Genomic DNA, 26,364 nt, shown 5'->3' with positions numbered 1-26,364 from the left:
ACAACTGGTCCTTTTTTTATTGCCATTGTCACTTCTGCAATGCCATCAACAGGTAATAACCATACCGAGAATTAAGTAAAATGAATGGTCAACCTCATTTTCTTTCATTCGAAAAAAGAAAAGAAAAAGAATAATACTAATATTGATTGTTTAACGTCCGCATTAATGATCCGGATACTTATTCAACAGAAAGGCATTGTTATTTATGGAAACAACACCGATATCCAGAGAGCCTGCTGCTATAGCCACGCTCTTCAGTCACGATTACCTCAACGCAAAAGCATTATACCTCTACCTTACCGGAAAAATACCCACTATCAGCTTCATGAACGGCACAGAGCCATTGGCTGCCGATAAAATTGAACAGGAAGAAGAATAACCTGTTTGCAGGTTCCAAACATTTTATCATCCGTACTAAATATATAACCCATGAAAAAAATATTCACCTTCTTTGTTTGCTGCTGGATGGCATTCTGCTCCTACGCCCAGGATGGCTACCGTGTTTTTACGAAGACAGTTGATGGTAAAGAAAAATATGGTATCGTGAATGCAAATGGTAATATTGTGGCTCCTGCGAAATATGACTGGCTGGGCAATGAATATCATGATGGATTTATTACCGCATATATTTCTGAATTAAAAACCGTTGACAATTCCAACCTGGCATTTGCACCTGCTAAAACAGGCTACTATTGGTTACACAAATATGGTTTTATTGATGTAAACGGAAAAGAGCTTACGACCTTTACATATGAGATGACCAGAGACTTCAGCAATGGCGTAGCAGAAGTAAGGATGAATAATAAATGGGGACTTATCAATACACAGGGAAAAGAAATTACACCCATAAAATATGAAGAAATTAAAAAGACCTATAACGATCAGGTAGACGCTGTATTGCGTATGTATTATGAATACAAAGATTCCAAAAAGAAATACGGACTACTCTCTATAAACGGAAGGGAACTAACAGCTCCCATATACGACGAAATCAACTCCTTCAACGAAGGCCTGGCCACCATGCAAAAAAATGGTATGATGGGTGTGCTGAATACGGAAGGTAAGGAAGTAGTGCCCGCCAGGTATAGCATTGCATCTGAAGGATATAAATTTGTAGGTGGCCTTTGCAGGGTTACCTGGAACGGTAAATGGGGATTCATTGATAAAACGGGTAAAGAAGTGATTCCATTGGTATACGACCGTGTATTCGGTTTTGATAAAGACGGCACCTGTATGGTGAGGCAGGGTACCCAAGTGGGTAGAATCGACAAAACCGGCAAAGTGGTTGCCCCCTTAAAATACGATCGTGTTGAACCTTTATCGGATGGATTGTACAATGTGAAAGTGAATAACCTATATGGCTGGATCGATCAGAACGGGAAAGACGTGATTGCTCCCTCCTATGAATATGGTTCTTCCTTTGTGGGTGGAATCGCTTATGTAAGAACGGGTAATTTTTTTGGTGCCATCAATAAAAACAATGAAGTGAAAATCCCGATGAAATATGAATACATCTCAAGGATGGACGAATCAAAACCATTGTTATGGTTTAAACAGAATGGCAAGCACGGTTTTTTCTCAGAGACTTTTACTGAAATCACGCCTGCAAAATATACACAGATCTATTCTCCGGTTGAGGGACGGAGTTTTGTGAGAATCGACAATAAATGGGGCATGGTAAACGATAAGGGCCGTGAAATTACCGAGGTAAAATATGATACCCTGGTCAATGCCAAACAATCAGAATGCGTAATTGCCGCACTCAACCAGAAAATCGGACTCATTGCCAATGATGGTAAAATCCTGATCCCTGTTAAATACGATAATATTTTTGGTTATTCAGAAGGCATGTGTGCCGTTTTACTGAACAACAAAATCGGGTTTGTGGATGTAGACGGCAAGGAAGTAATTGCCCCCCAGTTCGATGATGCAGATGATTTTATCAATGGCAAAGCGCAGGTTAAAAAAGGGAATGATGTGTTTTATATTGATAAAACGGGGAAGAAACTGCAGTAAGGGGAATGTGCATTAGGGATAACATTGAATGGGCAAGTTCAAGTGGGAGTCCACAGCAACACTGGATTTGTCAAAAGTGAATTACGCAATTAGGAAGTAGTTTTTTTATACGTTGTTTTTCTTTTTCATTAAGTGCATTGCGCTCAATATGCAATTCTTGGAGATTTGTCAAGTATTGAATTTCTTTAGGCAAACTTTTAAGCTTATTGTTTCCAATATCCAGATATAATAAATTTGTCAACTCCCCAATTTCCCTTGGCAACTCAACTAGTTTATTGTTATTCATAATTAAAATCCGAAGATTTTTTAGTCGCCTAATTTGTGTAGAAATTTCGGTTAATTTATTGGTACTTAGAGATATCTCTTCTAAACTAGTTAAGCGGGCAAGAACTAATGGAAAAGAAGTAAAATCATTGCCTAGTAAATTAAAGGAAACTATTCTTTTTAATTTGCCAAGCCCAACAGGAAGCTTATCTATCCCTTTGTCTCCAACATCTATGCTTAAAACCTTATCACTTTCCTTCATTACTAAATCAAAGTCAGAATATTCATATAGGCTTCTATTTTTCTTTATATAGTCCCAATATGATTTCTCTTCAATTATATTTACCGAAAAGTCGAAGCTTTTGTCTCTCGAAGGAGTAGTCCATTCTCCGGAAGCTGATTTTTTGTCACTGGCTAGTATTCCATTGAAAAAACCAGTAATGCTGTCGCTTTCATTTCTTTCCGCAAGGATAAATGAATTGTCCGAATTCAGGTGCCCAACTAATTTCAAAGAACCATTTTTGGGCGTGTAATAATAAGAGCCTACAATGGTAGAGTCAAGAAGAATCAAAAAATTCATGTTGATTTTCAATTCTTGCCCTTTGTCTGTTCTAATTGAACCGTTAAATACATAGGTCTGTCTAAAGTAATTATCCTGTCCTAAAAGTCTGACTGAAAGAAGAAGGAGGGTAATGAATATCGAAATTTGTTTCATAAATAGAATATCAATTAGCCTTCCTAATAAAGTTCGAATTTTGCCGGAGTGATGGAATTATTGCTGTGTCCGTCCGGCAACTGAAACTGAAGTTAACAACTAAAAGGCAAATAGCATTCAGCCAAGCCCGATATTAGCTGATAGTAGAACAATTGATTATTGTTATTCCGTCCGCTAGCCTAGTGGCAAATCTTTATGGTGACTGAAGCCTATTTACCACATTCCTAAAAATCCTTTTTTTAAACATGTATTTTTTCGATTGATATCTACTACATCTCTGATATTATACTTTTCAAATTTGTTTATCAGCTCGTCAGTACCCTTTTTTAATTTAAAATCCATCTCTTCTTTATAGAGCGGATAAAGACAATAGAAATTAATTGTCTTTTCTTCATTTACTTTCAATTCAAAAAAATTATTACCTAAACTTAAACTTGGCAAAAGTAGCATACAACCCAATTTAGTGTTTTCAGAAAACGGGGCTGCTAATTCCCCATTTGGTATTGTATGTCCATAACCTAGAAATGTTTCATATTCGTGAGGAAACCTTGCAATTGCTTTTAGCCAACGAACTGGCCAATAATTATTTTCATCTTGAAAAGCTTCTTCCATAGTTTGAAAGTCAGTGCCATCTATTGTCCAATTTTCAGGAAGTAAAATACACAATTCTATGTATTGGTTTATGTCGTATCCATCAGGAATCGTCATTGGTAAATCACTCATCCCTGAAGTTACTAAGGTATGAAACGGAAACTTGTCAGTTGGCTTAACCCAATGAACTTCGATGTGAACAATGTCAGAAACTATTTCGTGAAAAACTGTTTCAACTTTCCCAACACAATTTTCTATGTGGTTAGAAATTGCCTCTATATTTTCTCCATCACCAATTGCTGGTTGCAATTCTCTGTCTTTTTTATCGTCGTATCGATAAATTGGGTTTCCTGATTCTGAATATTCTTGCTCTGTCATAATGATGATGGTCTATATGAGTTGCAGCTAACGTTCAGGGCTTGGCGAAGGTTGGGAAATATATTCTGCTGCTTGCTTAGCCATTAAAAATCGATTAGCTAAAGGCAAATTACTGAAGCTGAGTCAGAATTCCTACGGTTAATGGACGAAATTCGTCAGCCTAACTTTTGCTAAACTGATGTTAGACGATGTGTTTTAGAGCTTACCCCAAATTAAAATGTCGGATATATTTGTAACTCCAAATTTTTCAGACAAGGAATTCAGTTTATTTGAGAATCTTTCAAGTTTTTTAATAAGAGTAACCAACGCCGCCCTCGTTTTTAAGTAGTCTAGTTTTATTATTTCCTTTATTGTCAAAGGCCAAAAAGCTTCTGATTCGTCTTTACATTGAATTATTATTTCGGTACCCCTTTTTGAAATTAGAGGTGATGGATGGCATTGTAACAAATAGAAATCTTCAAAGTCACTTTTTAAAATAGTTTTCCAGTACTGAATTTCTTCCAAAAGCCCACAACATTGCGGATAAAGTTCGATATTGTCATCAACGGAAATCGCATATCCACCAAATAAAGAACAGGATTGATTAATTTCGGTATCCGATATGTGAAGTTTAATTACAGCTTCTAAGTCATCCAGTTCGATATCAAAAAGGCAGTATTGATAAACCCCTTTTGAAATAGGGGCTGGTATTCTTTTGTAGCTTTTCGAAAGTAATTTTTGCTGATATAAATCCGATTCAAATGTATTGGTCTTTGAAGTTCCAGATGGTCCGCTTCCGTTATCCTTGTCTTTTATAGTTGGAAGTTCTATTAATGGGATAAATTCGATTTTACTCATTTTATATCGTGGTTAAACATATCGCCCAACTAGTAAATTTACGAAACTTCCCACTTAAAACCCATTGCAGCAATTTTATATAGTCATGATTATCAAAGGCATAAAAAAATTGGCGAAACAGCATTTTTACTATTTCACCAATCCATCACTATCTATGTATAAGTTGAAAAACCATCTCACAAACTCCCCGTCCTTCCCCCATCCACCGGCAAATTAATCCCATTGATATAAGCCGCTGCAGGCGAGCAGAGAAAAGCCACAGCTGCTGCAAACTCTTCCGGCTCTCCCAGCCTGCCGGCAGGAATCATGGCCACCGTTTTATCTACAATGGCATCCACAGAAGTACCCGCATCTGCAGCCTGTTTACCAAATAAATAATCCAGACGATCGGTTTTGGTATAACCGGGCAACACATTGTTTACCGTGATGCCATACTTCCCTATCTCATTGGCCAGGGTTTTGGCCCAGTTGGCAACCGCTGCCCTTACGGTATTGGAAATACCCAACCCATTAATGGGTTGTTTAACCGAGGTAGAAACAATATTGATGATCCTGCCAAAACCTTTGGCCTGCATTCCGGGCACTACCAACTGCGCCAGTGTATGCGCGGTAAGCAAGTGAGAACGGAAACCTTTTTCCAGATCTTCCACATTTGTTTGCAACAAGGGACCCGATGCAGGTCCGCCACTATTGTTTACCAGTATATCAATCGTATGTCCCTTAGAGAGAAAATCGCTGATCAGCGATGCCACAGCCGAAGGTTCACTGGTATCGGCCACAAAATAGCCATGCTGCTGTTGTAAAGCCGTATCCAATGAATGCAATACGGCTTTCAGGTTTGCTTCATTACGTGCCAGCAGGTATACATTCGCACCCATCAGTGCCAGTTCATGCGCTACGGCCGCGCCCAGCCCTTGTGAAGCGCCACATACCAATGCTGTTTTTCCGGTAAGATCAAGATTCATGTTTTTGTTTTTTATAAGGCCCGGTAATCTTCACGTACCGGATGAAATACATCCAGCAGTTTACAATCTGTAATGGCCAGACCCGAATGGGGTACATTCGAGGGTATCACCATTACTTCACCCGTACCAAACTCAATGGGCTCTCCGGCCAGCGTAAGCTGAAACCTGCCTTCCAGTACATGGGCCACCTGCTCATGCGGATGAGAATGTTCTTTAAGGGCAGAGCCTGCTTTTACATCGAGGTAAGAGAAAGTCATGTTTTCCGTATGAATAAAACGGGCACTATAACCGGGTACAATTTCTTTGGGGGTAATGGAGTTGAGTTCAACCAGTGGCATACAAATTATTTTACCTGCAAGTTACAGCATCTGAAACCGTTCTTTACAAGCCATCTTTGTTGTTTCTTTGCACTATGTCATCATCACTACCCCTTTTCCGGAAAATCGGTATTGCAGAAGGTATTTCCCTGCTCGTATTGTTAGGCATTGCCATGCCCTTAAAATATTTTGCCAATCTTCCCGAGGCCGTAAAATTTACCGGCTGGATTCATGGCATTCTTTTTATTGCCTACTGCTGGCTGGCTTATATGGTAAGAGAAGAAAAGGGCTGGCCATTCAGCATGCTGGTATGGGCCTTTCTGGCTGCTTTCTTTCCCTTCGGTACTTTTCTGTTCGACAAAAAAATCAGATCAGAAAAGCCTTTTTAACCCCTTTGCTGAACGGGTTGCCGGAAGGGTAAAAGAGCAACCTGACCTAGTTACACTAAATTGATTTATTTTCGTGTGGTCTATGAAAAAGATAGAACTGGAAATAGTGGCCCTTTCGCACAGTATTACACAAACCCATTCTTATGCGGTGGTGTTGGGCGAAACCAATGGTTTAAGAAGACTTCCCATTGTAATTGGTGGCTTTGAGGCACAGGCTATTGCAGTGGCATTGGAGCATATGCAGCCCAGCCGCCCGCTTACCCACGACCTCATGAAAAATTTCATGAATGCCTTTAATGTTGAACTGCAGGAAATCATCATCAGCGATCTGCAGGAAGGTATCTTCTACTCAAAACTGGTTTGCTTCACCGAACACGATACGGTAGAAATCGACAGCCGCACCAGCGATGCCCTGGCACTGGCCGTTCGTTTTGGCTGTCCCATTTACACCTATGAGCATATCCTGGAAAATGCAGGTATACTCATGGAAGACGGAGGCACCGGCAAAAAACAAAAAGCCGAAGCCGTTGGTGCCGAAGACAATACAGCCGGCCGTGAAGACCTCAGCAGCATGAGTCTCGAAGAACTCCAGAACCTGCTGAATGATGTACTCGAACACGAAGACTATATCAGGGCCATTGCCATCAGGGACGAGATGAACCGCAGATCGCAGATGTAAGATCTCAGATGGCAGATGGCAGATCGCAGATTTGGATGTCTGATGTAGGATGGCGGATGTCGGATTTGAATGTCAGATGGCAGATCGCAGATTTGGGATGTATGAATGATTTACGTAGGGTTGTGATCTATGTTTGACAGGGCTTTTACCCGATAGGGCTTTGAGACTTTTTGTTTTTGAATTTTGCTTTTTGAATTTTGACTTTTGCATTTTGAATTCCATTCACCATTCACCATTGACCATTCACCCCCATGCTTTCCTTCCCTAACGCTAAAATCAACCTTGGGCTGAATATTATCCGAAAAAGGGAGGATGGGTACCATGATCTGGAGACAGTGTTTTATCCTGTTGCAGGTTTAAGGGATGCATTGGAAATTATACGTGGTACCGGTAGTGAGGGTGATGTAACGTTTACCTGCACCGGACTCCCCATTGCCGGAGATATGCAAAACAACCTTTGCAGCAAAGCCTGGCACCTGCTCAAAAAAGATTTTCCTGAACTACCACCCATTACGATGCACCTGCATAAACATATTCCCATGGGTGCCGGATTGGGCGGCGGCAGTGCCGATGGTGCTTTTACATTGACCATGCTTAACCAGCAATTCAATCTGGGTTTACAGGAAGAGCAACTCATCAGTTATGCATTACAGCTGGGTAGTGATTGTCCGTTTTTTATCCGCAACAAAGCCAGTTATGCAACCGGGCGGGGTGAGCAACTTGAAAATATTACATTAGACTTATCAGCTTATTATTTTGTACTCGTGAATCCGGGCATACATGTACCTACCGGATGGGCCTTTTCACAAATACAACCTTCAGCACCTAAACATGCTTGTAAGGATATTATACAGCAGCCGGTAGATAGCTGGCGCAACCTGCTCAGCAACGATTTTGAAGCACCTGTTATGCAGGCCTATCCTGAAATTCAATCTATCAGAGACCAGTTCTACGAAAAAGGCGCCCTCTACGCATCCATGACCGGCACCGGCAGCACCGTATATGGCATCTTCGCCAAAAATACAGCCCCATCATTCGCCTTCCCCGAACATTACTTTGTTTACAAAGGCGAATGAATAACGAATAATACATATTGGATTTAGTAGAATAGCGCCAAATGCAATATTGAAAAGTAGTAAGCTCCGGCCTAAGAAAAAAAGCGTTAAGAAATTCATGGAATGAAGCGTTAAGCAATGGATGATGGCTGGCTTTATACAAAAGCTGATGCACAGCTTCGCTAAAAAAAAGAAATAACTTTCTAGCTTTAGACTTCATCCATTGTAGCGTAATGAAATGAATTTTAGCTTTTTTTCGACAGCCTTGACTTTTTTTGTTACTTTTTTGTGTCAAGACAAAAAAGTAAACGGAGGGAATGCATTTATTGAATAGACTTTGAAAATAAAACACTTAATTCCTTACTGAATATCCAATTTCGAAGTGGGTTATTCAATCTTCCCCTTCTCTCCTTCTACCTTTCTCCCTGCGAAAACATTTTGAATAGGCAGCGCTTACTAACTACTCAGTTTTTTTGCAGTGAGAAGGGAAGAAAGAAAGGCATTCTGCATTTCATTGATTTTTACAAAAAAGAACAAACGTTCGTTTTAAAATGAACAATATTCGATAAATATGGATCAATTTTGAATAAAATTCAATCAATATTCACATTTACTGAATAACTTATTTCAAAATCTTCATTTTTTTAATTAATTTAGTACCGATTGCCTGCCATTCTATTTCCTGAACTTTAATTCGGTTGCAAATGCTTGTTTCAAGAAACAGCCAGGGTTTGTATGACCCAAGCTTTGAACATGATGCATGTGGCATTGGGTTCGTAGCAAATATCAAGGGTAGTAAATCGCACCAGCACATCACAGATGCCCTTACCGTGCTGGAAAACATGGAACACCGTGGCGCCTGTGGCTGCGAAAGCAATACGGGCGATGGCGCCGGTATCATGATACAGATACCCCATGAGTTCTTCTTCGATGAATGTATCAAACAAGGCGTTCACCTACCTTCCGTAGGCAGGTATGGCGTTGGCACCATCTTCTTCCCCAAAGAATTAAGACTACGTGAAGAATGCCGCGATATTTTCAATCGCTCAGCAGAAAAACTCGGACTTGACATTCTCTGCTACCGCAAGGTACCCGTTAACACCACCGATATCGGCAAAACAGCACTCTCCGTTGAGCCCGTCATGGAACAGGTATTCATTGCCTGTCCCGACCATATTACACAGGCCGATGAATTTGAACGCAAGCTTTTTGTATTACGCAATTACGCTTCACATACCATCAACAATACCGTTAAGAAAGACGAGATCGGTTTTTACCTCGCTTCACTTTCCTATAAAACCATTGTGTATAAGGGACAACTCACCAGTACACAGGTAAGGGGCTATTTCCCCGACCTCAGCGATAAAAGAGTGGTTTCTGCATTCGGACTGGTACACTCCCGTTTTGCTACCAATACCTTCCCTTCCTGGAAACTGGCACAACCCTTCCGTTACATAGCGCACAATGGCGAGATTAATACACTGCAGGGTAACCTCAACTGGTTACGTACCAGTGAAAAAGGCTTCACCTCTCCTTTCTTCAGCAAAGAAGAAATGGAAATGCTCTTGCCGATCGTTACCAACGGACAATCCGACTCGGCCTGTCTCGATAACATGATTGAACTGCTCACGCTTACCGGTCGCTCATTGCCACATGTAATGATGATGCTGATACCCGAAGCCTGGGATGGCAATGATGAAATGGATGCCGTAAAAAAAGCTTTCTACGAATACCATGCCTGTATGATGGAACCATGGGATGGCCCCGCTTCCATTTCTTTTACCGATGGAAAAATAATAGGTGCCACACTCGACAGAAATGGGTTACGTCCATCGCGATACTGTGTAACCAACGACGACCGTGTCATCATGGCTTCCGAAACAGGTGTACTACCTGTTGATCCCGCCACCATTATTGAAAAAGGCAGACTGCAGCCCGGTAAAATGTTTGTGGTAGATATGGAGCAGGGACGCATCATCAGCGATGAAGAACTGAAGCAGCAAATCTGTTCACAGAAACCTTATGCAGAATGGTTGAATAAATATAAAATCAGACTTGAGGAATTACCGGAACCACGTGTTATGTTCACCCACCTCGAACACGATCAGGTATTCAAATACCAGAAAGCTTTTGGTTATTCAACCGAGGACCTGGATACCATTATTGCACCGATGGCACTCGATGGCAAAGAACCAATTGGCTCCATGGGCACAGACACACCCCTCGCTGTTCTGAGCGATCAACCACAACACCTGAGCAGTTATTTCAAACAGCTCTTTGCACAGGTAACCAACCCACCCATCGATCCCATTCGCGAACGCATGGTAATGTCACTGGCTACTTTTGCCGGCAGTAATGGCAATCTGCTGGTAGAGGATCCACTGGCCTGTCATAGTGTAGCACTCAAACAACCCGTACTCACCAATCATGAATTAGAGAAAATACGCAGTATTGATACCGGCATTTTTCAGGCCAAAACATTACAGACTTATTTTCGGGCCGATGGCAAGCCTGGTTCATTAAAAGCAGGACTGGACAGGCTTTGCCGTTATGCGGTGGATGCGGTGGAAGATGGTTTTGAAGTGATCATCCTCACAGACCGGGCGATCGATTCGGACCACGCCCCCATGCCCTCCTTACTCGCCACTGCTGCCGTACACCACCACCTTATCAGAAAAGGATACCGTGGTCAGGTAGGCATCATTGTAGAAGCGGGTGATGTTTGGGAAGTGCATCACTTCGCCTGTCTAATTGCTTTTGGTGCCACCGCCATCAACCCTTATCTCGCACTCTCTTCTATCAGAGATATGAAACTGAGCGGTAAACTCAAAACAACACTGGATGCAGATTACCTCAAGAAAAATTATATCAAAGCCGTTAATGAAGGCTTGCTGAAAGTGTTTTCAAAAATGGGTATCTCTACCTTGCAATCCTACCAGGGTGCACAGATTTTTGAAATCATCGGACTGAATAAAAAAGTAGTGGATATTTATTTCACCGGTGCCACTTCAAGAATTGAGGGCATGGGACTGGATGAAATTGCCAGGGAAACTTTGGCCAAACATTATTTTGCTTTTGGTAAAAAAGAAATTCCGGTTGATCGTTTACCGGTAGGTGGTGTGTACCAATGGAAAAGAAAAGGAGAATTTCATCTCTTTAATCCGCAGACCATTCATCTTCTGCAACATGCTACCAAAACAAACGATTATAACACCTTCAAGAAATATTCAAAACTCATCAACGATCAGTCAGAGAAAGCCTGTACACTGCGCAGTCTCTTTCAGTTCAAGAGAAACCGTCCATCCGTTTCCATTGATGAAGTAGAACCAGCAGAAGCTATCTACAAAAGATTTGCCACCGGCGCTATGTCGTTCGGTTCTATTTCCTGGGAAGCGCATACCACACTGGCCATTGCGATGAACCGGCTCGGTGGCAAAAGCAATACGGGCGAAGGTGGTGAAGACGAAATACGTTATTCCCCACTGGCCAATGGCGACTCGATGCGCTCTTCGATTAAACAGGTGGCATCTGCCAGGTTTGGCGTTACGAGTTTATACCTTACGGAAGCCGATGAATTACAAATTAAAATGGCACAGGGTGCCAAGCCAGGCGAAGGTGGACAATTACCCGGACATAAAGTAGATGAATGGATTGGTAAAACCAGACATGCCACACCCGGTGTTGGATTGATATCACCACCACCACACCATGACATTTATTCTATTGAAGACCTGGCACAATTGATTTTCGATTTAAAAAATGCGAATCGTGCGGCACGCATCAATGTGAAGCTGGTATCGAAAGCAGGTGTAGGCACCATTGCAGCAGGCGTGGCTAAAGCAAAAGCGGATGTGGTGTTGATATCCGGACATGATGGTGGCACAGGGGCATCCCCCATCAGTTCCATCAAACATGCCGGATTGCCCTGGGAACTCGGACTGGCAGAAACACACCAGACATTGGTAAAGAATAAATTAAGGAGCCGTATTGTGGTGCAGGCAGACGGACAAATGAAAACGGGTCGTGATATTGCCATTGCCACTTTATTGGGTGCGGAAGAATGGGGTGTTGCCACAGCTGCTTTAATTGTGGAAGGATGTATCATGATGCGCAAATGCCACCTGAATACCTGTCCCGTTGGCGTGGCCACACAGGATCCTGAACTGAGAAAAAGATTTGCTGGCGATCCGGATCATGTGGTAAACTTCTTCAGATTCATTACACAGGAACTCAGGGAAATCATGGCCGAACTGGGATACAGAACCATCCATGAAATGATTGGTCAGGTAGATGCACTGGAAATGAGAGACAATATTTCACACTGGAAATATGATAAGCTTGATCTTTCCGCCGTATTGTACAAAGAACCTGAATCACTGTATACAGGATTATACAAACAGGAAGAACAGGACCATGGATTGAATGAGGTACTCGACTGGAAATTATTAAAAGCTGCCGCACCTGCACTGGAAAGAAAAGAACCTGTTAGTGCATCGATGCCGATAAAAAATACCGATCGAACAGCAGGCACTATTCTTTCCAATGAAATCACCAAAATATACCGCGCAGAAGGATTACCGGATGATACCATTCACTTCAATTTCACCGGAACAGCCGGACAAAGTTTTGGTGCCTTCAATACAAAAGGCATTACACTGGAACTGGAAGGCGATGCCAATGATTATTTTGGTAAGGGACTGAGTGGCGCTAAACTGATTGTATACCCGTATAAGCAAGCCAGCTTTGTGCCGGAAGAAAATATCATTATTGGCAATGTGGCTTTGTATGGCGCTACATCGGGCGAAGCATTCATCAGGGGAAAAGCCGGTGAACGTTTTGCAGTGAGAAATTCCGGCGCCAATGTAGTGGTAGAAGGCGTGGGTGATCATGGTTGCGAATACATGACCGGTGGCCGAGCCGTAATACTGGGAGATACCGGAAGAAATTTTGCAGCCGGTATGAGTGGCGGCATTGCCTATATCTACAATGCAAGTGGCTTGTTTGCCGAAAGATGTAATAAGGAAATGGTAGAACTCGATCCACTGGAACCCGATGATATCAGTTTTCTGCACGGCATGATCACAAAACACTATGCGTACACAAACAGCACAGTAGCACGTTTTATACTGGACGATTTTGAGAACCAACAGAAAAATTTTATTAAAGTATTCCCGAGCGATTATAAAAAAGCACTGAAACAAAAAGAGCAGATAGTGTATAGCTAATGGCGTATGGGTAATAGCTTATGGCTAATGGCTTATAGTTAATAGCGAATAGCAAATCGGCTTTAGCGCATTTACCATATGCCATCTACTATACGCCATAAGCTATAAGCCATAGGCTCAAAAAATAAAACACCATGGGTAAACCAACAGGATTTCTTGAATTTACACGAACCCTTCCCGGAAAGAGAAAGGCGGAGGAGCGCATTCAGGACTATAAAGAATTTGTAGAGCGCCTGCCCGACGAAACACTGAATCAACAGTCGGCCCGTTGTATGAACTGCGGCGTTCCGTTTTGTCATAATGGATGCCCGCTGGGCAATATCATTCCCGAATTCAATGATGCTGTTTACCGCGAAAGCTGGGAAGAAGCTTATGAGCTATTAAGTGCCACCAATAATTTCCCCGAGTTCACCGGCAGAATTTGTCCTGCCCCCTGCGAAAGTGCCTGTGTATTAGGTATCAATCAACCGCCCGTTACCATTGAAGAAATTGAGAAGCATATTATTGAAATTGCTTTCGATAAGGGTTTTGTACAGCCACGCACACCGAATGTACGCACGGGTAAAAAAATTGCAGTGGTGGGTTCTGGTCCGGCCGGACTTGCCGCCGCCGCGCAATTAAATTATGCGGGACATCTGGTAACTGTTTTTGAAAGAGATGCTGCACCGGGTGGTTTATTGCGTTATGGTATTCCCGATTTCAAGCTGGAGAAATGGGTGGTAGAGCGCAGGATACAGCTGATGGAAAAAGAAGGTGTGGTGTTCAGGTGCAATGCCAATGTGGGTGTGAATATAGGCATCAATGATTTGCTGCGGGAGTTTCAGGCCATTGTACTGGCCGGTGGCTCTACGGTTCCGAGAAACCTCAATATACCCGGCAGGGATTTGAAAGGTGTTCATTTTGCGATGGATTTTTTAAAGCAGCAGAACCAGCGTGTATCGAATGAACCCGTAATAACTGCCGATATTTTTGCGACTGCAAAAAATGTAGTGGTGATTGGCGGTGGTGATACAGGAAGCGATTGCGTGGGCACTTCAAACAGACAGGGTGCTTATTCGGTAACGCAATTGGAACTGTTACCCAAGCCGCCTGAACAGAGAACGGCACAGATGCCCTGGCCAACCTATCCTATGACCCTCAAAACCACTTCCTCGCATGAAGAAGGCGCCAACAGACAATGGGCAGTGGCCACCAAGGCTTTTCTGGGTGATGAACAGGGTCAACTGAAAGCTTTACAGATCGTAGACCTGCAGTGGAAGGCCTCTACCACAGATAAACCGGCAGGATTTGAAGAAATCGCCGGATCAGAGCGGGAAATACCCTGTGAGCTGGCTTTACTGGCCATGGGTTTTTTGCATCCGCAACACGATGGATTGATTGAAGAGCTGGGTGTGGAACTGGATGAGAGAGGCAATGTAAGGGCCGATGAAAAGAAGTTTCAGACCAATATACCCAAGATATTTACGGCGGGTGATATGCGGAGGGGGCAGTCGCTGGTGGTTTGGGCCATTAGTGAGGGCAGAGAATGCGCAAGAAGGGTTGATCAATACCTAATGGGCTCATCAGTACTCGAATCGAAGGACCAAAGCTACTTAGTTAATACATAATTATTTTTTATATTTATTATTTTCAAAAGCCTACTGTAGCCATACAGTAGGCTTTTTTAGTTTATAAATCAATCACTTAGATTGATTTCATGACATTTTCCCAAACTGAATAAATTAAATTACAAAATATAAAATGTTAATAATTGTTTAGAATTTATCATTTTTTATTAGTATTATTGAATTATAAATATTTATTAAAATATTTTATAACGTAAAAATACCCTAACTAGCATGAAAAAATTGACATTCCAGCAGGCCGCTCCTTTTATTGCACTGGTTGCAGTAGCTGTAGCTGCACTGTTCGTTCCCTCTCTCCCCAACTTTACAGACGAAGCAGGTGCTTACAGTGCAGCAGATATTACATGGATCCTTGTTGCAACCGCCCTGGTATTTTTAATGACGCCGGGGCTGGCTTTCTTTTACGGTGGTATGGTGCACCGTAAAAACGTTATTTCAACCATGATTAAAAGTGTGGTAGCTACCGGCGTAGTGAGTATACTCTGGGTCTTTGTAGGCTATAGCCTTTGTTTTGGTGAATCAATCGGTGGCTTTATCGGCAACCCAACCACCCACCTGTTCTTCAAGGGCATTAATTCAGGTGCTCCCTGGAGTCTGGCCCCTACCATTCCCATTACCCTCTTTGCGCTTTTTCAACTGATGTTTGCCATCATTACCCCCGGACTCGTGGTGGGTGCGGTGGCAGAGCGTATAAAGTTCACTTCTTATATTCTCTTTATCGCACTGTTCAGCTTGCTGGTATATGCACCGATCGCACACTGGACCTGGCACCCTGAAGGCTTCCTCTTTAAAATGGGCGCCCTCGATTTTGCAGGAGGTACTGTTGTGCATATTTCAGCCGGTTGTGCAGCCCTCGCGGGAGCTTTGGTATTAAAACGCAGACAGGCACATGTGGAACAAAAAGAGATTCCACCTGCCAACCTCCCCTATGTATTAATCGGTACCGGTTTATTATGGTTTGGCTGGTTTGGTTTTAATGCGGGTTCTGCTGTGGGCGCTGGTCCGCTGGCTGTTTCTGCTTTTGCTACCACAAATACAGCAGCTGCCGCTGCCGGTTTATCATGGATGTTTTTTGATGTACTGAGGGGTAAAAAACCTTCTGTACTGGGCTTCTGTATTGGTGCCGTTGTTGGACTGGTAGCCATTACACCCGCAGCAGGTTTCGTAGCCATTCCACAATCTATTTTTGTTGGTGTCATCGCAGCCATTGTTTCCAATATAGCGGTGTACTATAAATCAAAATCAAAACTCGACGATACGCTGGATGTGTTCCCCTGTCATGGTATCGGCGGTATGGTAGGTATGTTACTGACAGGCATCTTTGCTACCAAAACCGTTAACAGTGCTGGCGCAGATGGTTTATTCTATGGCAATGCCACCTTTTTCTTCACTCAGGTAAAAGCATTGGGCATTGTTGTGGCATACAGCTTTGTGGTATCGTATGGTATTTTCAAATTCATCAATTTCATACTGCCCTTACGTGTAAGCTCTGAAGAAGAAATCATCGGACTCGATGCTACCCAGCACAATGAAAAATATGTACAGGGCACTTTATTGGTAGAAAACAATGGCATTCTCAAAGAAAGCGCCATCGCCGAATAATAGTATAAGAAACAAGGTTTCAAGAGACAGGGATCAAGACTCTTATCCCCTGTCTCTTGAATCTTGCTCCTTGTCTCTTGTTTCTTATTTCTTTATTTCTTATTAAAAAAGTAAGGTACAGCCATATGATAAACCTCTGACCAGGTTTACCGGCTGTACCTATTTGTTAATCATAAAACCTTCTGCAATGTTAAAGAAAATTTCAGCCTTTTCGTGTCTGCTATTCAGCTTTCTTTCCATCAACGCACAAAGCGATTCAACTAAAAAAGCCGTCACCACTTTCTCCGGTGCCATTGATGCGTATTACCGTTATGGATTTTCTGATGCTCCCGGCAAAACCAACAATTTTACCAGCTTCACCAATTCACAGAATTCTTTTGAACTGGGTATGGCCACTTTTAAAGTTGATCATACGGTCGGCAAGGTAACTGCTACGGCCGATCTTGGTTTTGGCCGCAGGGCCCAGGAGTTCTCTTACAATGATGCGGGCTCACTGGCTTCTATAAAACAAATGTACCTCACCTATGCAGCATCAGACAAAGTGAAATTCACCATGGGTAAATGGGCCACACATGTGGGCTATGAACTGGTAGATGCCGCCGGTAACAGAAACTATAGTATGTCTTACGGCTTTTCATTTGGTCCCTTCTTCCACACAGGTATCAAAGCAGATATTTCACTGGGTGGCAAAAGCGCTATGATGGTAGGTATTGCCAATCCAACCGATTATAGTACCACCAGTTCTTCTGCCAAATTCTTTCTGGCACAATTCAGCACAGCTACCAGCAATGATAAGGTAAAAGCCTACCTCAATTTTCAGGGCGGTGCAGGCATCACACAGTATAACCTCGTAGTAACCGGCGCACTTGCCGATAAATGGGGTATTAGTTACGATGGCAGCCTGCAGTCTTACAAAATCGGCGGCAGTTCTTCCAGTTGGAAAAGTCATGCAATGTACCTGAATTACGACCCCAGCTCTGCTGTTGGGTTCACACTCAGACAGGATTATTTTGATGACCGCAAGAATACACCTATCGGCATTGGCGGCAAAATGCTTGCCACTACTTTATCAGCTAACCTGAAAGTTGATAACCTGACTATTATTCCGGAATTCAGGGTCGACAATTCGCAACAGCCTGTTTTCTTTAAAGGGGCTAGCAGTACCGGCACCAAAACATCCGCAGCTTTTATACTTGCTGCCGTATATAAATTCTGACCTAAACCCTTAGGACAACTCACATGAGAGAGAATAAAAGTCGATCGGCCAGAGGCTGATCGGCTTTTTTCTTTAAGTTCGGCTTATGAATGTATTGCTGAAGCCCGTTCAATGGATCTATTGTGTGTATGCTTTTGTATTGTTTGTAGGCATTATGCTGGTTGTTTTTCCCTTTGTATTAATCGCCCTCTCGTTTGGGAAAATTACCGGTGGCAACCTCATCTACAAACTCTGTATGCTTTGGGCCCGGAGCTGGTACTTTCTGATCGGTATCCGACACAAAGAAATATTTGAATACCCGCACGACAATACACGCCAATACATTTTCGTAGCCAATCATATTTCCTATATGGATATTCCGCCACTGGTACTCATCAGCCATCAACCCATACGGATACTCGGCAAATATGAAATGGTAAAAATTCCGGTATTCGGCTGGATATACCGTGCTGCGGTGGTGCTGGTTGACAGAAAAAATGCTGAAACCAGATCCAAAAGTGTACGTGCCTTAAAAGCAGCACTCAAACAAGGTATTTCTATTTTCATTTTCCCAGAAGGCACATTTAATGAAACGCCTCACCCATTAAAAGATTTTTTTGATGGCGCTTTCCGTATCGCCATTGAAACAGAAACCCCCATCAAACCACTCCTCCTGGTAGATACATTGGAAAGATTACACTATAACAGTATCCTGTCATTAACGCCAGGTAAAAACAGGGTTATCTACCTGCAGGAAATACCTGTGGCTGGTATGACCATGAAAGATATTCCTGCACTCCGACAACAGGTCTACGATATCATGGATGCGGGCTTGCGCCGATACCGGAACTATTCCGTTGTGTAAGCCTTATTTTTGATGGAAATTGATAGATCCTTGTTTGCAGAAATTATTATACCACTCGCTTTACCTAAAAACTATACCTGGGCCATACCTGAACATTACCGGGAAGTGGTACAGCCGGGTATTCGTGTTGAAGTGATGCTGGGTGGAAGAAAAAAATATGCAGGCATTATCAAAAAAATATTTGCCGAAAAACCGGAAGCATTCAATCCACGCGATATCATCAATGTGCTCGATCAGGAGCCCATACTCCATGCCGAACAATTAAAGTTTTGGGAATGGATGGCCGGTTATTATATGTGCAGTGAAGGTGAAGTAATGCAGGCTGCTGTTCCCGCCAACCTTAAATTGTCCAGCGAAAGCATCCTTATCTGGAACGAAGAAAGATCCATCAATTTCAGCGATCTATCAGACAATGAATATATAGTAGCCGAGGCACTGGAACTGAAGAAAGAACTGCGGATCAGTGAAGTGCAGAACCTGCTCGATGTTACACATGTGTATCCGGTTGTAAAAAAACTGATCGAAAAAGAAGTCTGTTATGTATGGGAAGAACTGAAAGAAAAATATACAGAGAAAAAACAGACTTATATTGAACTGGCCCCTGCCTATAGAAATGAGGACCAGCTGGCCGAATTACTCAACAACTGGAGCAAAGCACCCAAACAGATGGAACTGTTATTGGCCTTTCTCCATCTGCTTAAAACAGAAGGCACGGTGATTCAACCCGAATTACTCAAAAAAGCCGGTGCCAGTGTCGCCCAATTGAAAGGACTGATCGACAAAGGCATTTTGATAGCAGAAAAAAGAAGCACGGACCGCATACAACTCGGGGATCAAAACAGTAATATCAGTTTCACACTCTCTCCTGCACAGGAAAAAGCCCTGGCAGCGGTACAGCAGGTTTTTCAAACCAAACAGGTATGCCTGCTGCACGGTGTAACGGCCAGTGGTAAAACGCAGGTATATACACAACTCATACAGGAGCAATTAGATAAAGGCGATCAGGTTTTGTATATGCTCCCTGAAATTGCCTTAACCGCACAAATGATTCGCAGACTGCAGGAATATTTTGGCGGACAGATTGCCATTTATCATTCCAAATTCAATGCGAATGAAAGGGTGGAAATATGGAACAAGGTAAAAACAGGCGAAATAAAAATTGTATTGGGCGCCAGATCGGCATTGTTCCTGCCCTTTAAAAAACTTTCCCTCATTATTGCCGATGAGGAGCATGATAACTCCTATAAACAACAGGATCCTGCGCCACGTTACCATGCAAGGGACGCAGCAATTTATTATGGAAGTCTTTTTCAGGCAAAGGTTTTACTGGGCAGTGCCACTCCTTCTATTGAAAGCTATTATAACTGCGAGCAGGATAAATTCGGACTGGTTCGTTTAACCGAAAGATTTGGCGATGCAAAGCTTCCGAGGATTGAACTGGTAGATGTAAAAAAATACCAGCAGAAAGTAAAAATCGCTTTTACAGAACCCCTGCTGGAAGCGATCAGGTTATCACTGGAACAACAAAAACAGGTCATCCTCTTCCAGAACAGAAGAGGTTATGCGCCTTATCAGATCTGCAATACCTGCGGCTGGATACCAGAATGCCAGAACTGTGATGTAACACTCACCTACCATAAGTTCAAAAACAAACTCACCTGTCATTACTGTGGCACGCATTATCCGGTGATCCATACCTGTGCTGCCTGTGGCAGTCACGACTTTACCCAGAAGAATTTCGGTACAGAACAGATTGAAGAATTGCTGAATGAATATTTCCCGGATGCAAAAATTGCCCGGATGGATTATGACAGTGTGAAAGGCAAGAACGACCATGATGCACTGATTAAATTATTTGAACAGCGAAGACTGGATATACTGGTTGGCACACAGATGGTGGTAAAAGGGCTCGATTTTGAACATGTAAACCTGGTAGGCATCATCGATGCAGATGGTATTCTCGGCTTTACAGACTTCAGGGTGAATGAAAAAGCCTTTCAGTTAATGGAACAGGTAAGCGGAAGGGCCGGCCGGAAGGATGACCTTGGCCGTGTACTCATTCAGGTAAGCAATGCCCTGCATCCCGTATTATCATTTGTACAAAACCACGATTATGATGCATTGTACCGGTATGAAATGATTAACAGAAAAGAATTCGGGTATCCACCCTTTACCCGGATCATTCAATTGATCTTTAAACACAAAGAGAAGCATATAGCAGAAGAAGCTGCCAATATCATGATGGGAGGGCTTTCTCCACATTTTCCTAAGGATATCAGCGGACCGGCCCAACCGGTGATAGACAGAATCAGAAACCAATATCTTTGGGAATTATTGATAAAACTCCCTAAAGACATGCAACGTATCAGCCAATGTAAGCAGATGATCATGCAACAGGCCGCCATTCTTCATGCCAATAAGCGCTATAGTGCCGTTAGAATCATAGTGAACGTTGATCCATTATAAGCTTGCGGGGAAACATCATGTATTCTAACACGTATTTTTTACCCGACTATTCACTCAAAGCATACAATAGCTTTGGCTTTGATGTAAAGGCCAGATTCTTTGCCGCTTTTCAGTCGCATGAAATGATGCAGGAACTGCTCGAACAATATCAGCATCTGCCTTATATGCCCATGCATATTCTCGGAGGCGGCAGCAATATTTTATTAACGAGAGATGTGGACGGGCTTGTACTCCGCAATGAACTAAAGGGTATTGAACTGGTAAAGGAAGATACCGATCATTACTACGTTAAAGCCCAGGCAGGAGAAAACTGGCATGACTTTGTTTGTTATTGTATTGAAAAAAATTATGCAGGCATTGAAAACCTGAGTCTTATTCCGGGCAGTGTTGGGGCTTCTCCCATGCAGAATATCGGTGCGTATGGTGTTGAAATCAAAGATGTATTTCACTCACTCGAAGCCTGGCATATCAATGAAAAACACAAGGAAACCTTCACACTGAACGATTGTGGATTCGGTTACAGGGAAAGTGTTTTTAAAGAGAAATACAGAAACCGTTTCATCATTACCAGCGTTACCTATAAACTAAATAAGGTTCCGGTATACCATACTTCTTATGGCGCCATTACACAGGAACTGGAGAAAATGGGTGTAAAAGACCTGAACATTGCTGCCATTGCCAGGGCTGTAATCAATATCAGACAATCTAAATTACCCGACCCTCAGCAACTGGGCAATGCGGGTAGTTTTTTCAAGAACCCAACCATTTCAGAAAATCATTTTAAACGGCTGCAGGAAGAATTTCCGGGCATTGTAGGTTATCCAACCAATACTGCGAGAATCAAACTAGCTGCCGGCTGGCTCATTGAACAGTGCGGCTGGAAAGGCTACCGTAAAGGCGATGCCGGCTGCCATCAGCAACAGGCCCTGGTACTGGTAAATTACGGCAATGCAACCGGTGCCGATATATTCAAGCTATCAAACGAAATCATCGAATCTGTTCTCCAAAAATTCGGTGTACGTCTCGAAAGAGAAGTGAACATCATCTGATCCACTTTCCCCCCGATAATATATATCCTCCCTTTCTTCCCTTCTCCCTGCAAAAATATCTCTGCTGTTTTGTACACATCCCATTACAAGGCTTTTTTGCAGGGAGAAGGGAAGAATGAGAGACGTTTCTTTCAGCTACTGTTTACAATCCGGCAAACCTGATAACTAAAAAGCCCCGGAATATTTATCCGGGGCTTTTAAAAATCTTATAGAAAGGTTCGGTTAATAATACTTCAGCTTCATTTCCACTCTTCTGTTCTGTGAGCGGCCAGCAGCTGTTTTATTATCAGCAACAGGTTTAGAAGAACCATAACCTTCAGATGAAAGTCTTGATGCATCAATACCTTTGCTAACGATGTAATCATGAACGGCTTTCGCACGGTTCTGGCTCAATGGAACGTTGATTTTATCGCTACCGGTATTATCGGTATGACCTTCAATATCCAGTTTAAGGGCAGCATCTTCTTTCAGAATAGCCACAACCTGATCCAGTGCCTTATATGATTTGGTTTGCAGTTTCGCACTTCCGGTTACAAAGAATACATTCTTCGCACTGGCAGCTACTTTTTTCACCACTTCTTCTTTTACAGCAGGACAACCATTGTTTTCTTTAACACCTGGTACGGTAGGACATTTATCTTCTTCGTCATTTACACCGTCTTTATCCGTATCAGGAACGGGACAACCCTGGTAACGCGCAACACCGGCTACAGTAGGACATTTATCTTCTTCATCATTGATACCATCTTTATCCGTATCAGGAACAGGACAACCATCATATTTCGCCAGGCCTTTTACAGTTGGGCATTTATCGTTTTCGTCGTTGATGCCGTCGCCATCTGTATCAGGAACAGGGCAACCATTGTATTTAGCGGTACCTGCTACTGTAGGACATTTGTCTTTGCTGTCCACAATACCATCACCGTCTGTATCTTTTTCAACAACAGGCTCCGGAGCTGGTGGAGGGGTAACAAGAACAGGTTCCTTTTTATCTTTCAATGGAGAAGCAATACCGATAGAATAGGCCAGGTTATTTACAGCCAGGTTAGAAATGGCTGATCTATGCACAAACTGAGTGTGCAGGAAAGTTTCCTGACCCAGGTTAAACTGAAGTCCCATACCTGCAGGAGCATAGGCCGCAAAATAGGTACCGCTGTACATAGAAGCACCCAAACCAAAAGTCAGGTAAGGAACCACCACATATTTATCAGTCAGTAATTTAATATTCGCAGAAGCGTCCAGTTCCACCAGAAACTTGTTTGAGGTAGTTGGATTAACGCCACTCTTGCGGTAAAAAGGATATTTTACAAATGAACCTGTAAGTGTAGCCTGAAAATCTACATACTCACTCAGTCCCTGAAAATACTGTACACTCAATCCTGGATCCAGCTGACTGAAGGGAGTCCACTGTTTGTTTGAAATAACCGAAGAAATAGAACTTCTGCCGATGGCATCAGAAGTGTACATATCTTTTAACACAAAGTTGATACCAAGTGAGGGTCTTTTTTTATAACTGACAGGTGCATTTTGTGCAAAAGCAGTTACAACCAAACCACTGGCTAATAAAGAAAAAAGCAGTTTCTTCATAAACAGGTTTTTATTAATTGTCACAAAAATACAGGGTGAAACTGATTTTCCGAAAATTATGATAAGTTTAAGTTATTCCGAACTTATACCCATCGGCTTTTTAGTATAAGGAATGATCGCCTGCACCATGACCCGGGCGATACCCGTTTTTACAAAATCAAGCTCTTTAGCCGCATTTCTGGTGAGATCTACCACCCTGCCCTTTTTCTTCATTTTATTGTGCATACGGTCATTGATCAACACGATGATGCTTTTGTTATTTTTAAGATTGGTTACCCTAACCATTGAATTCAATGGAAACTGATTACTGGCAGCAGTTAGTTTCGAATGCCTGAAAATAGCACCTGTTGCCGTTTTCCGACCCTCAAATTTCTTACTGTAATAACTGGCCATTCCCTTCACAGGTTTACCTACAAGCGTAAAGGAATCAAATGAGCTGAGAGAATCACCCGTGATCAACAGACTATCGGCGATCCGTAAACTGCTATCAGCCTTAAGTATGGGTAAGGTATCAGTTGAAGGAATGGTATCCCTGAGCATGGGCATACCCGATGGTTCCAGCCTGGCCCCGGAAGGCAGGAGGAAAACGAGTAAGACAATCAGGTATACAATGGTTTTCATGATGTTCTTTTATCACTGGCCCCCTTATACAGGGTAAAATACTCATCGGCACATGAAAATGCAAATAAGGATATGCACAGCTTGTTATGCCCCGACTACCCAAACACCATGCCAAAGTTCCTCCAATAATTCAATAATAAATTTACCTGAAATAAATTATAAAATTGATTATCAATAACTTAATAAGAAATAAATAAAAAAGTGCGCGGAGAGTTAATAAAACGCTTAAAAGCAGAAAGCCCAGGGAAACGAACCGTTTTAACCCCTATGGCCGGCAAGTTTTTCATCAGAACTCATATCTCCACCGGACCGGACCTGAATCTGCACGTTTAACAGCCATTCGGGACAGTTTTTCGCCAAAAGATATACATTAATTTTATCAACAACCCTCATAATAGATTTATAATCAGCATCTATAGAGGTTGAGAACGGACCTACTTCACAGGATAAGCCTTCCTGTTTAATAATTTCAATTACTTCATCAATCCACACATAAGGATGCTTATTACCGGCCTCTACGGGCACCAGTTGAATGGCCGCACTGACAATATGGGGATGGTTCATGACAAAACAGGGGTTATATCTACCACGGCATCCAGGTTCAGAGGGCCATGAATATGCGGGAATACTTCATTAATGGAGCCTGCGAGTTCAAAAATCAAAGGTCGCTCAATTTTACTGCGCTCGATGGTTAATTTCACCAATCCGGTCTGCCCCTTATAATAACGATCCAGCACCCCGGCCACCTGGTCTTCCGTACTGCAGTGAATAAACCCTTCGGTAGCCAGACTATCGGCTTCATAAGCACCCAATTCTTTCGCTCTCTCCCACTGATCCTTTGTTGTGATATGGTATATAAATTCAGACTGACTATTCATTCTATCATTTTGAAAATTAACTACTTATAATATCTTATTTATTTTTTGCTCTAACATCATTAAATCTGCCAGCACCAATGCTGTAACCGATTCCAGCACTACAGGCACGCGAAGGGCGATACATAAATCGTGTCTGCCTTTTACCGAGAAAGGTTCTACCTGATTATGATCCCAGTTCCAGGTCTGCTGTTCTTTGGGTGTAGACGAGGTAGGCTTTACTACTACCCTGAAAACAAGTTCATTACCATTGGTAATACCTCCCACAACACCACCTGCATGATTGGTAGCCGTTTTTCCGGCGGCATCTATCATGGCATCGTTGTGCTCAGTGCCAAACATACCCGCAGCTGCAAAACCCGCCCCAAATTCAATACCCTTGATGGCTGGAATGGAAAAAACAGCATGCGACAATACCGATTCTACCGAGTCGAAAAAATGCTCTCCCAATCCTACAGGTAACCCCGATGCCCTGCATTCTACAATACCACCAATACTGTCTTTCTGATCAATGGCTTTTTGTAACCCGGCTTCCAGGTCCTTTTCACCCCCGATCTCCAGTATTTCAGCCCTGATGTCCACTGCCTGCATCAATTTCCTGGCAATAACACCTGCGGCTACCAGACAAACGGTGAGCCTGCCACTAAAATGTCCACCACCCCTGAAATCCTCATACCCTCCATATTTTGCATGTGCCGTAAAGTCGGCATGTCCGGGTCTTGGTACCGAACGTTGCTTTTCATAATCACCGCTACGGGTATTCTTATTTTCAAAAAGTATGGTTAAAGGCGCGCCCGTAGTTTTACCATTGAACAGGCCGGTTTTAAAAATAGGAATATCATCCTCTTTGCGTGGCGTGGTTCCTTTCTGTACCCCACCTTTTCTTCTCTCCAGATCGGGCAGAAATTCCTCAACCGTAAGTGGCAGTCCTGCCGGACAACCATCGATTACCAGTCCTACACAATCGCCATGCGACTCTCCAAAAATATGGATCCTGAATATGCGTCCGAATGAGTTCAAAATTGTAGCGTTTAGGGATTAGGGATTA

General features: G+C 42.7%; 22 protein-coding genes. 12 read left to right on the top strand and 10 right to left on the bottom strand.

The genetic code is table 11. From position 1 onward, the window contains the following. Window positions 1-205: 205 nt before the first annotated feature. Both BC659_RS16875 and BC659_RS13295 read left to right on the top strand, forming a co-directional pair. A complete protein-coding gene (locus BC659_RS16875; RefSeq protein WP_162847434.1) occupies window positions 206-379 on the top strand; it encodes a hypothetical protein in 174 nt (57 codons plus the stop codon). A gap of 50 nt (window positions 380-429) precedes the next feature. Beyond that, entirely contained in the window at window positions 430-2,016 is a 1,587-nt protein-coding gene (locus BC659_RS13295) for a WG repeat-containing protein (protein ID WP_133475287.1), read from the top strand. A gap of 70 nt (window positions 2,017-2,086) precedes the next feature. Here the strand turns inward: BC659_RS13295 and BC659_RS13290 are convergent, their stop codons facing one another. The 5 genes from BC659_RS13290 to BC659_RS13270 form a co-directional block, all read right to left on the bottom strand. Further along, window positions 2,087-2,995 carry a leucine-rich repeat domain-containing protein gene (locus BC659_RS13290; protein WP_133475286.1) on the bottom strand — a complete coding sequence of 303 codons (909 nt, stop codon included), beginning with the start codon at window positions 2,993-2,995 and terminating at the stop codon, window positions 2,087-2,089. A 213-nt stretch (window positions 2,996-3,208) separates the two neighbouring features. After that, a complete protein-coding gene (locus BC659_RS13285) occupies window positions 3,209-3,964 on the bottom strand; it encodes a suppressor of fused domain protein (RefSeq protein ID WP_133475285.1) in 756 nt (251 codons plus the stop codon). Window positions 3,965-4,159: 195 nt separating this feature from the next. After that, on the bottom strand, window positions 4,160-4,801 hold the full coding sequence (locus BC659_RS13280) for a hypothetical protein (RefSeq protein ID WP_133475284.1): 642 nt from the start codon (window positions 4,799-4,801) through the stop codon (window positions 4,160-4,162). 176 nt (window positions 4,802-4,977) lie between these two features. Next, window positions 4,978-5,766: an SDR family oxidoreductase gene (locus BC659_RS13275; RefSeq protein WP_133475283.1), complete on the bottom strand. Its 789-nt coding sequence runs from the start codon at window positions 5,764-5,766 to the stop codon at window positions 4,978-4,980. A gap of 11 nt (window positions 5,767-5,777) precedes the next feature. Further along, complete coding sequence (locus tag BC659_RS13270; RefSeq protein WP_133475282.1) at window positions 5,778-6,104, bottom strand: cupin domain-containing protein; 327 nt, start codon at window positions 6,102-6,104, stop codon at window positions 5,778-5,780. Window positions 6,105-6,178: 74 nt separating this feature from the next. Between BC659_RS13270 and BC659_RS13265 the strand changes: the two genes are divergently transcribed. The 10 genes from BC659_RS13265 to murB all read left to right on the top strand — a co-directional run bounded on the left by BC659_RS13265 (window position 6,179) and on the right by murB (window position 22,233). Continuing rightward, the gene (locus BC659_RS13265) at window positions 6,179-6,472 is read left to right on the top strand and encodes a DUF3817 domain-containing protein (RefSeq protein ID WP_133475281.1); all 294 of its coding nucleotides are present in this window, start codon (window positions 6,179-6,181) and stop codon (window positions 6,470-6,472) included. 82 nt (window positions 6,473-6,554) lie between these two features. Then, a complete protein-coding gene (locus tag BC659_RS13260; RefSeq protein WP_133475280.1) occupies window positions 6,555-7,151 on the top strand; it encodes a bifunctional nuclease family protein in 597 nt (198 codons plus the stop codon). 251 nt (window positions 7,152-7,402) lie between these two features. Continuing rightward, entirely contained in the window at window positions 7,403-8,227 is an 825-nt protein-coding gene (gene ispE, locus BC659_RS13255; RefSeq protein ID WP_133475279.1) for a 4-(cytidine 5'-diphospho)-2-C-methyl-D-erythritol kinase, read from the top strand. Between the two features lie 683 nt (window positions 8,228-8,910). Further along, complete coding sequence (gene gltB, locus BC659_RS13250) at window positions 8,911-13,431, top strand: glutamate synthase large subunit (protein ID WP_133475278.1); 4,521 nt, start codon at window positions 8,911-8,913, stop codon at window positions 13,429-13,431. 134 nt (window positions 13,432-13,565) lie between these two features. After that, the gene (locus BC659_RS13245) at window positions 13,566-15,038 is read left to right on the top strand and encodes a glutamate synthase subunit beta (protein WP_133475277.1); all 1,473 of its coding nucleotides are present in this window, start codon (window positions 13,566-13,568) and stop codon (window positions 15,036-15,038) included. Between the two features lie 231 nt (window positions 15,039-15,269). Further along, entirely contained in the window at window positions 15,270-16,658 is a 1,389-nt protein-coding gene (locus BC659_RS13240) for an ammonium transporter (RefSeq protein ID WP_133475276.1), read from the top strand. A gap of 187 nt (window positions 16,659-16,845) precedes the next feature. After that, window positions 16,846-17,874 (top strand): outer membrane beta-barrel protein, encoded by a 1,029-nt coding sequence (locus tag BC659_RS13235; RefSeq protein WP_133475275.1) that lies wholly within the window; start codon window positions 16,846-16,848, stop codon window positions 17,872-17,874. 85 nt (window positions 17,875-17,959) lie between these two features. After that, window positions 17,960-18,718 (top strand): lysophospholipid acyltransferase family protein, encoded by a 759-nt coding sequence (locus BC659_RS13230; RefSeq protein ID WP_246027144.1) that lies wholly within the window; start codon window positions 17,960-17,962, stop codon window positions 18,716-18,718. A 12-nt stretch (window positions 18,719-18,730) separates the two neighbouring features. Next, entirely contained in the window at window positions 18,731-21,184 is a 2,454-nt protein-coding gene (priA, locus tag BC659_RS13225) for a replication restart helicase PriA (RefSeq protein ID WP_133475274.1), read from the top strand. Between the two features lie 17 nt (window positions 21,185-21,201). Then, window positions 21,202-22,233 (top strand): UDP-N-acetylmuramate dehydrogenase, encoded by a 1,032-nt coding sequence (murB, locus tag BC659_RS13220; protein ID WP_133475273.1) that lies wholly within the window; start codon window positions 21,202-21,204, stop codon window positions 22,231-22,233. 222 nt (window positions 22,234-22,455) lie between these two features. On the opposite strand, the gene BC659_RS13215 is transcribed toward murB, so the two are convergent. The 5 genes from BC659_RS13215 to BC659_RS13195 form a co-directional block, all read right to left on the bottom strand. Next, window positions 22,456-23,820, bottom strand: coding sequence for an OmpA family protein (locus BC659_RS13215; protein WP_133475272.1), 1,365 nt, complete (start codon window positions 23,818-23,820; stop codon window positions 22,456-22,458). Between the two features lie 72 nt (window positions 23,821-23,892). Further along, window positions 23,893-24,441 carry a septal ring lytic transglycosylase RlpA family protein gene (locus tag BC659_RS13210; RefSeq protein WP_133475271.1) on the bottom strand — a complete coding sequence of 183 codons (549 nt, stop codon included), beginning with the start codon at window positions 24,439-24,441 and terminating at the stop codon, window positions 23,893-23,895. Between the two features lie 258 nt (window positions 24,442-24,699). Continuing rightward, entirely contained in the window at window positions 24,700-25,005 is a 306-nt protein-coding gene (locus BC659_RS13205; RefSeq protein WP_133475270.1) for a thiamine-binding protein, read from the bottom strand. After that, window positions 25,002-25,319 (bottom strand): DUF952 domain-containing protein, encoded by a 318-nt coding sequence (locus BC659_RS13200; protein WP_133475269.1) that lies wholly within the window; start codon window positions 25,317-25,319, stop codon window positions 25,002-25,004. The genes BC659_RS13205 and BC659_RS13200 overlap by 4 nt, the downstream gene beginning before the upstream one ends. Before the next feature lie 24 nt (window positions 25,320-25,343). Further along, window positions 25,344-26,336 carry a chorismate synthase gene (locus BC659_RS13195; RefSeq protein WP_133475268.1) on the bottom strand — a complete coding sequence of 331 codons (993 nt, stop codon included), beginning with the start codon at window positions 26,334-26,336 and terminating at the stop codon, window positions 25,344-25,346. Window positions 26,337-26,364 lie beyond the last annotated feature (28 nt).

It is taken from the genome of Sediminibacterium goheungense (genome assembly GCF_004361915.1).
Taxonomy (GTDB): Bacteria; Bacteroidota; Bacteroidia; order Chitinophagales; family Chitinophagaceae; genus Sediminibacterium; species Sediminibacterium goheungense.
The sequence above is the reverse complement of the archived record's forward strand: the minus strand, read 5'-3'. Positions and strand labels throughout refer to the sequence as shown.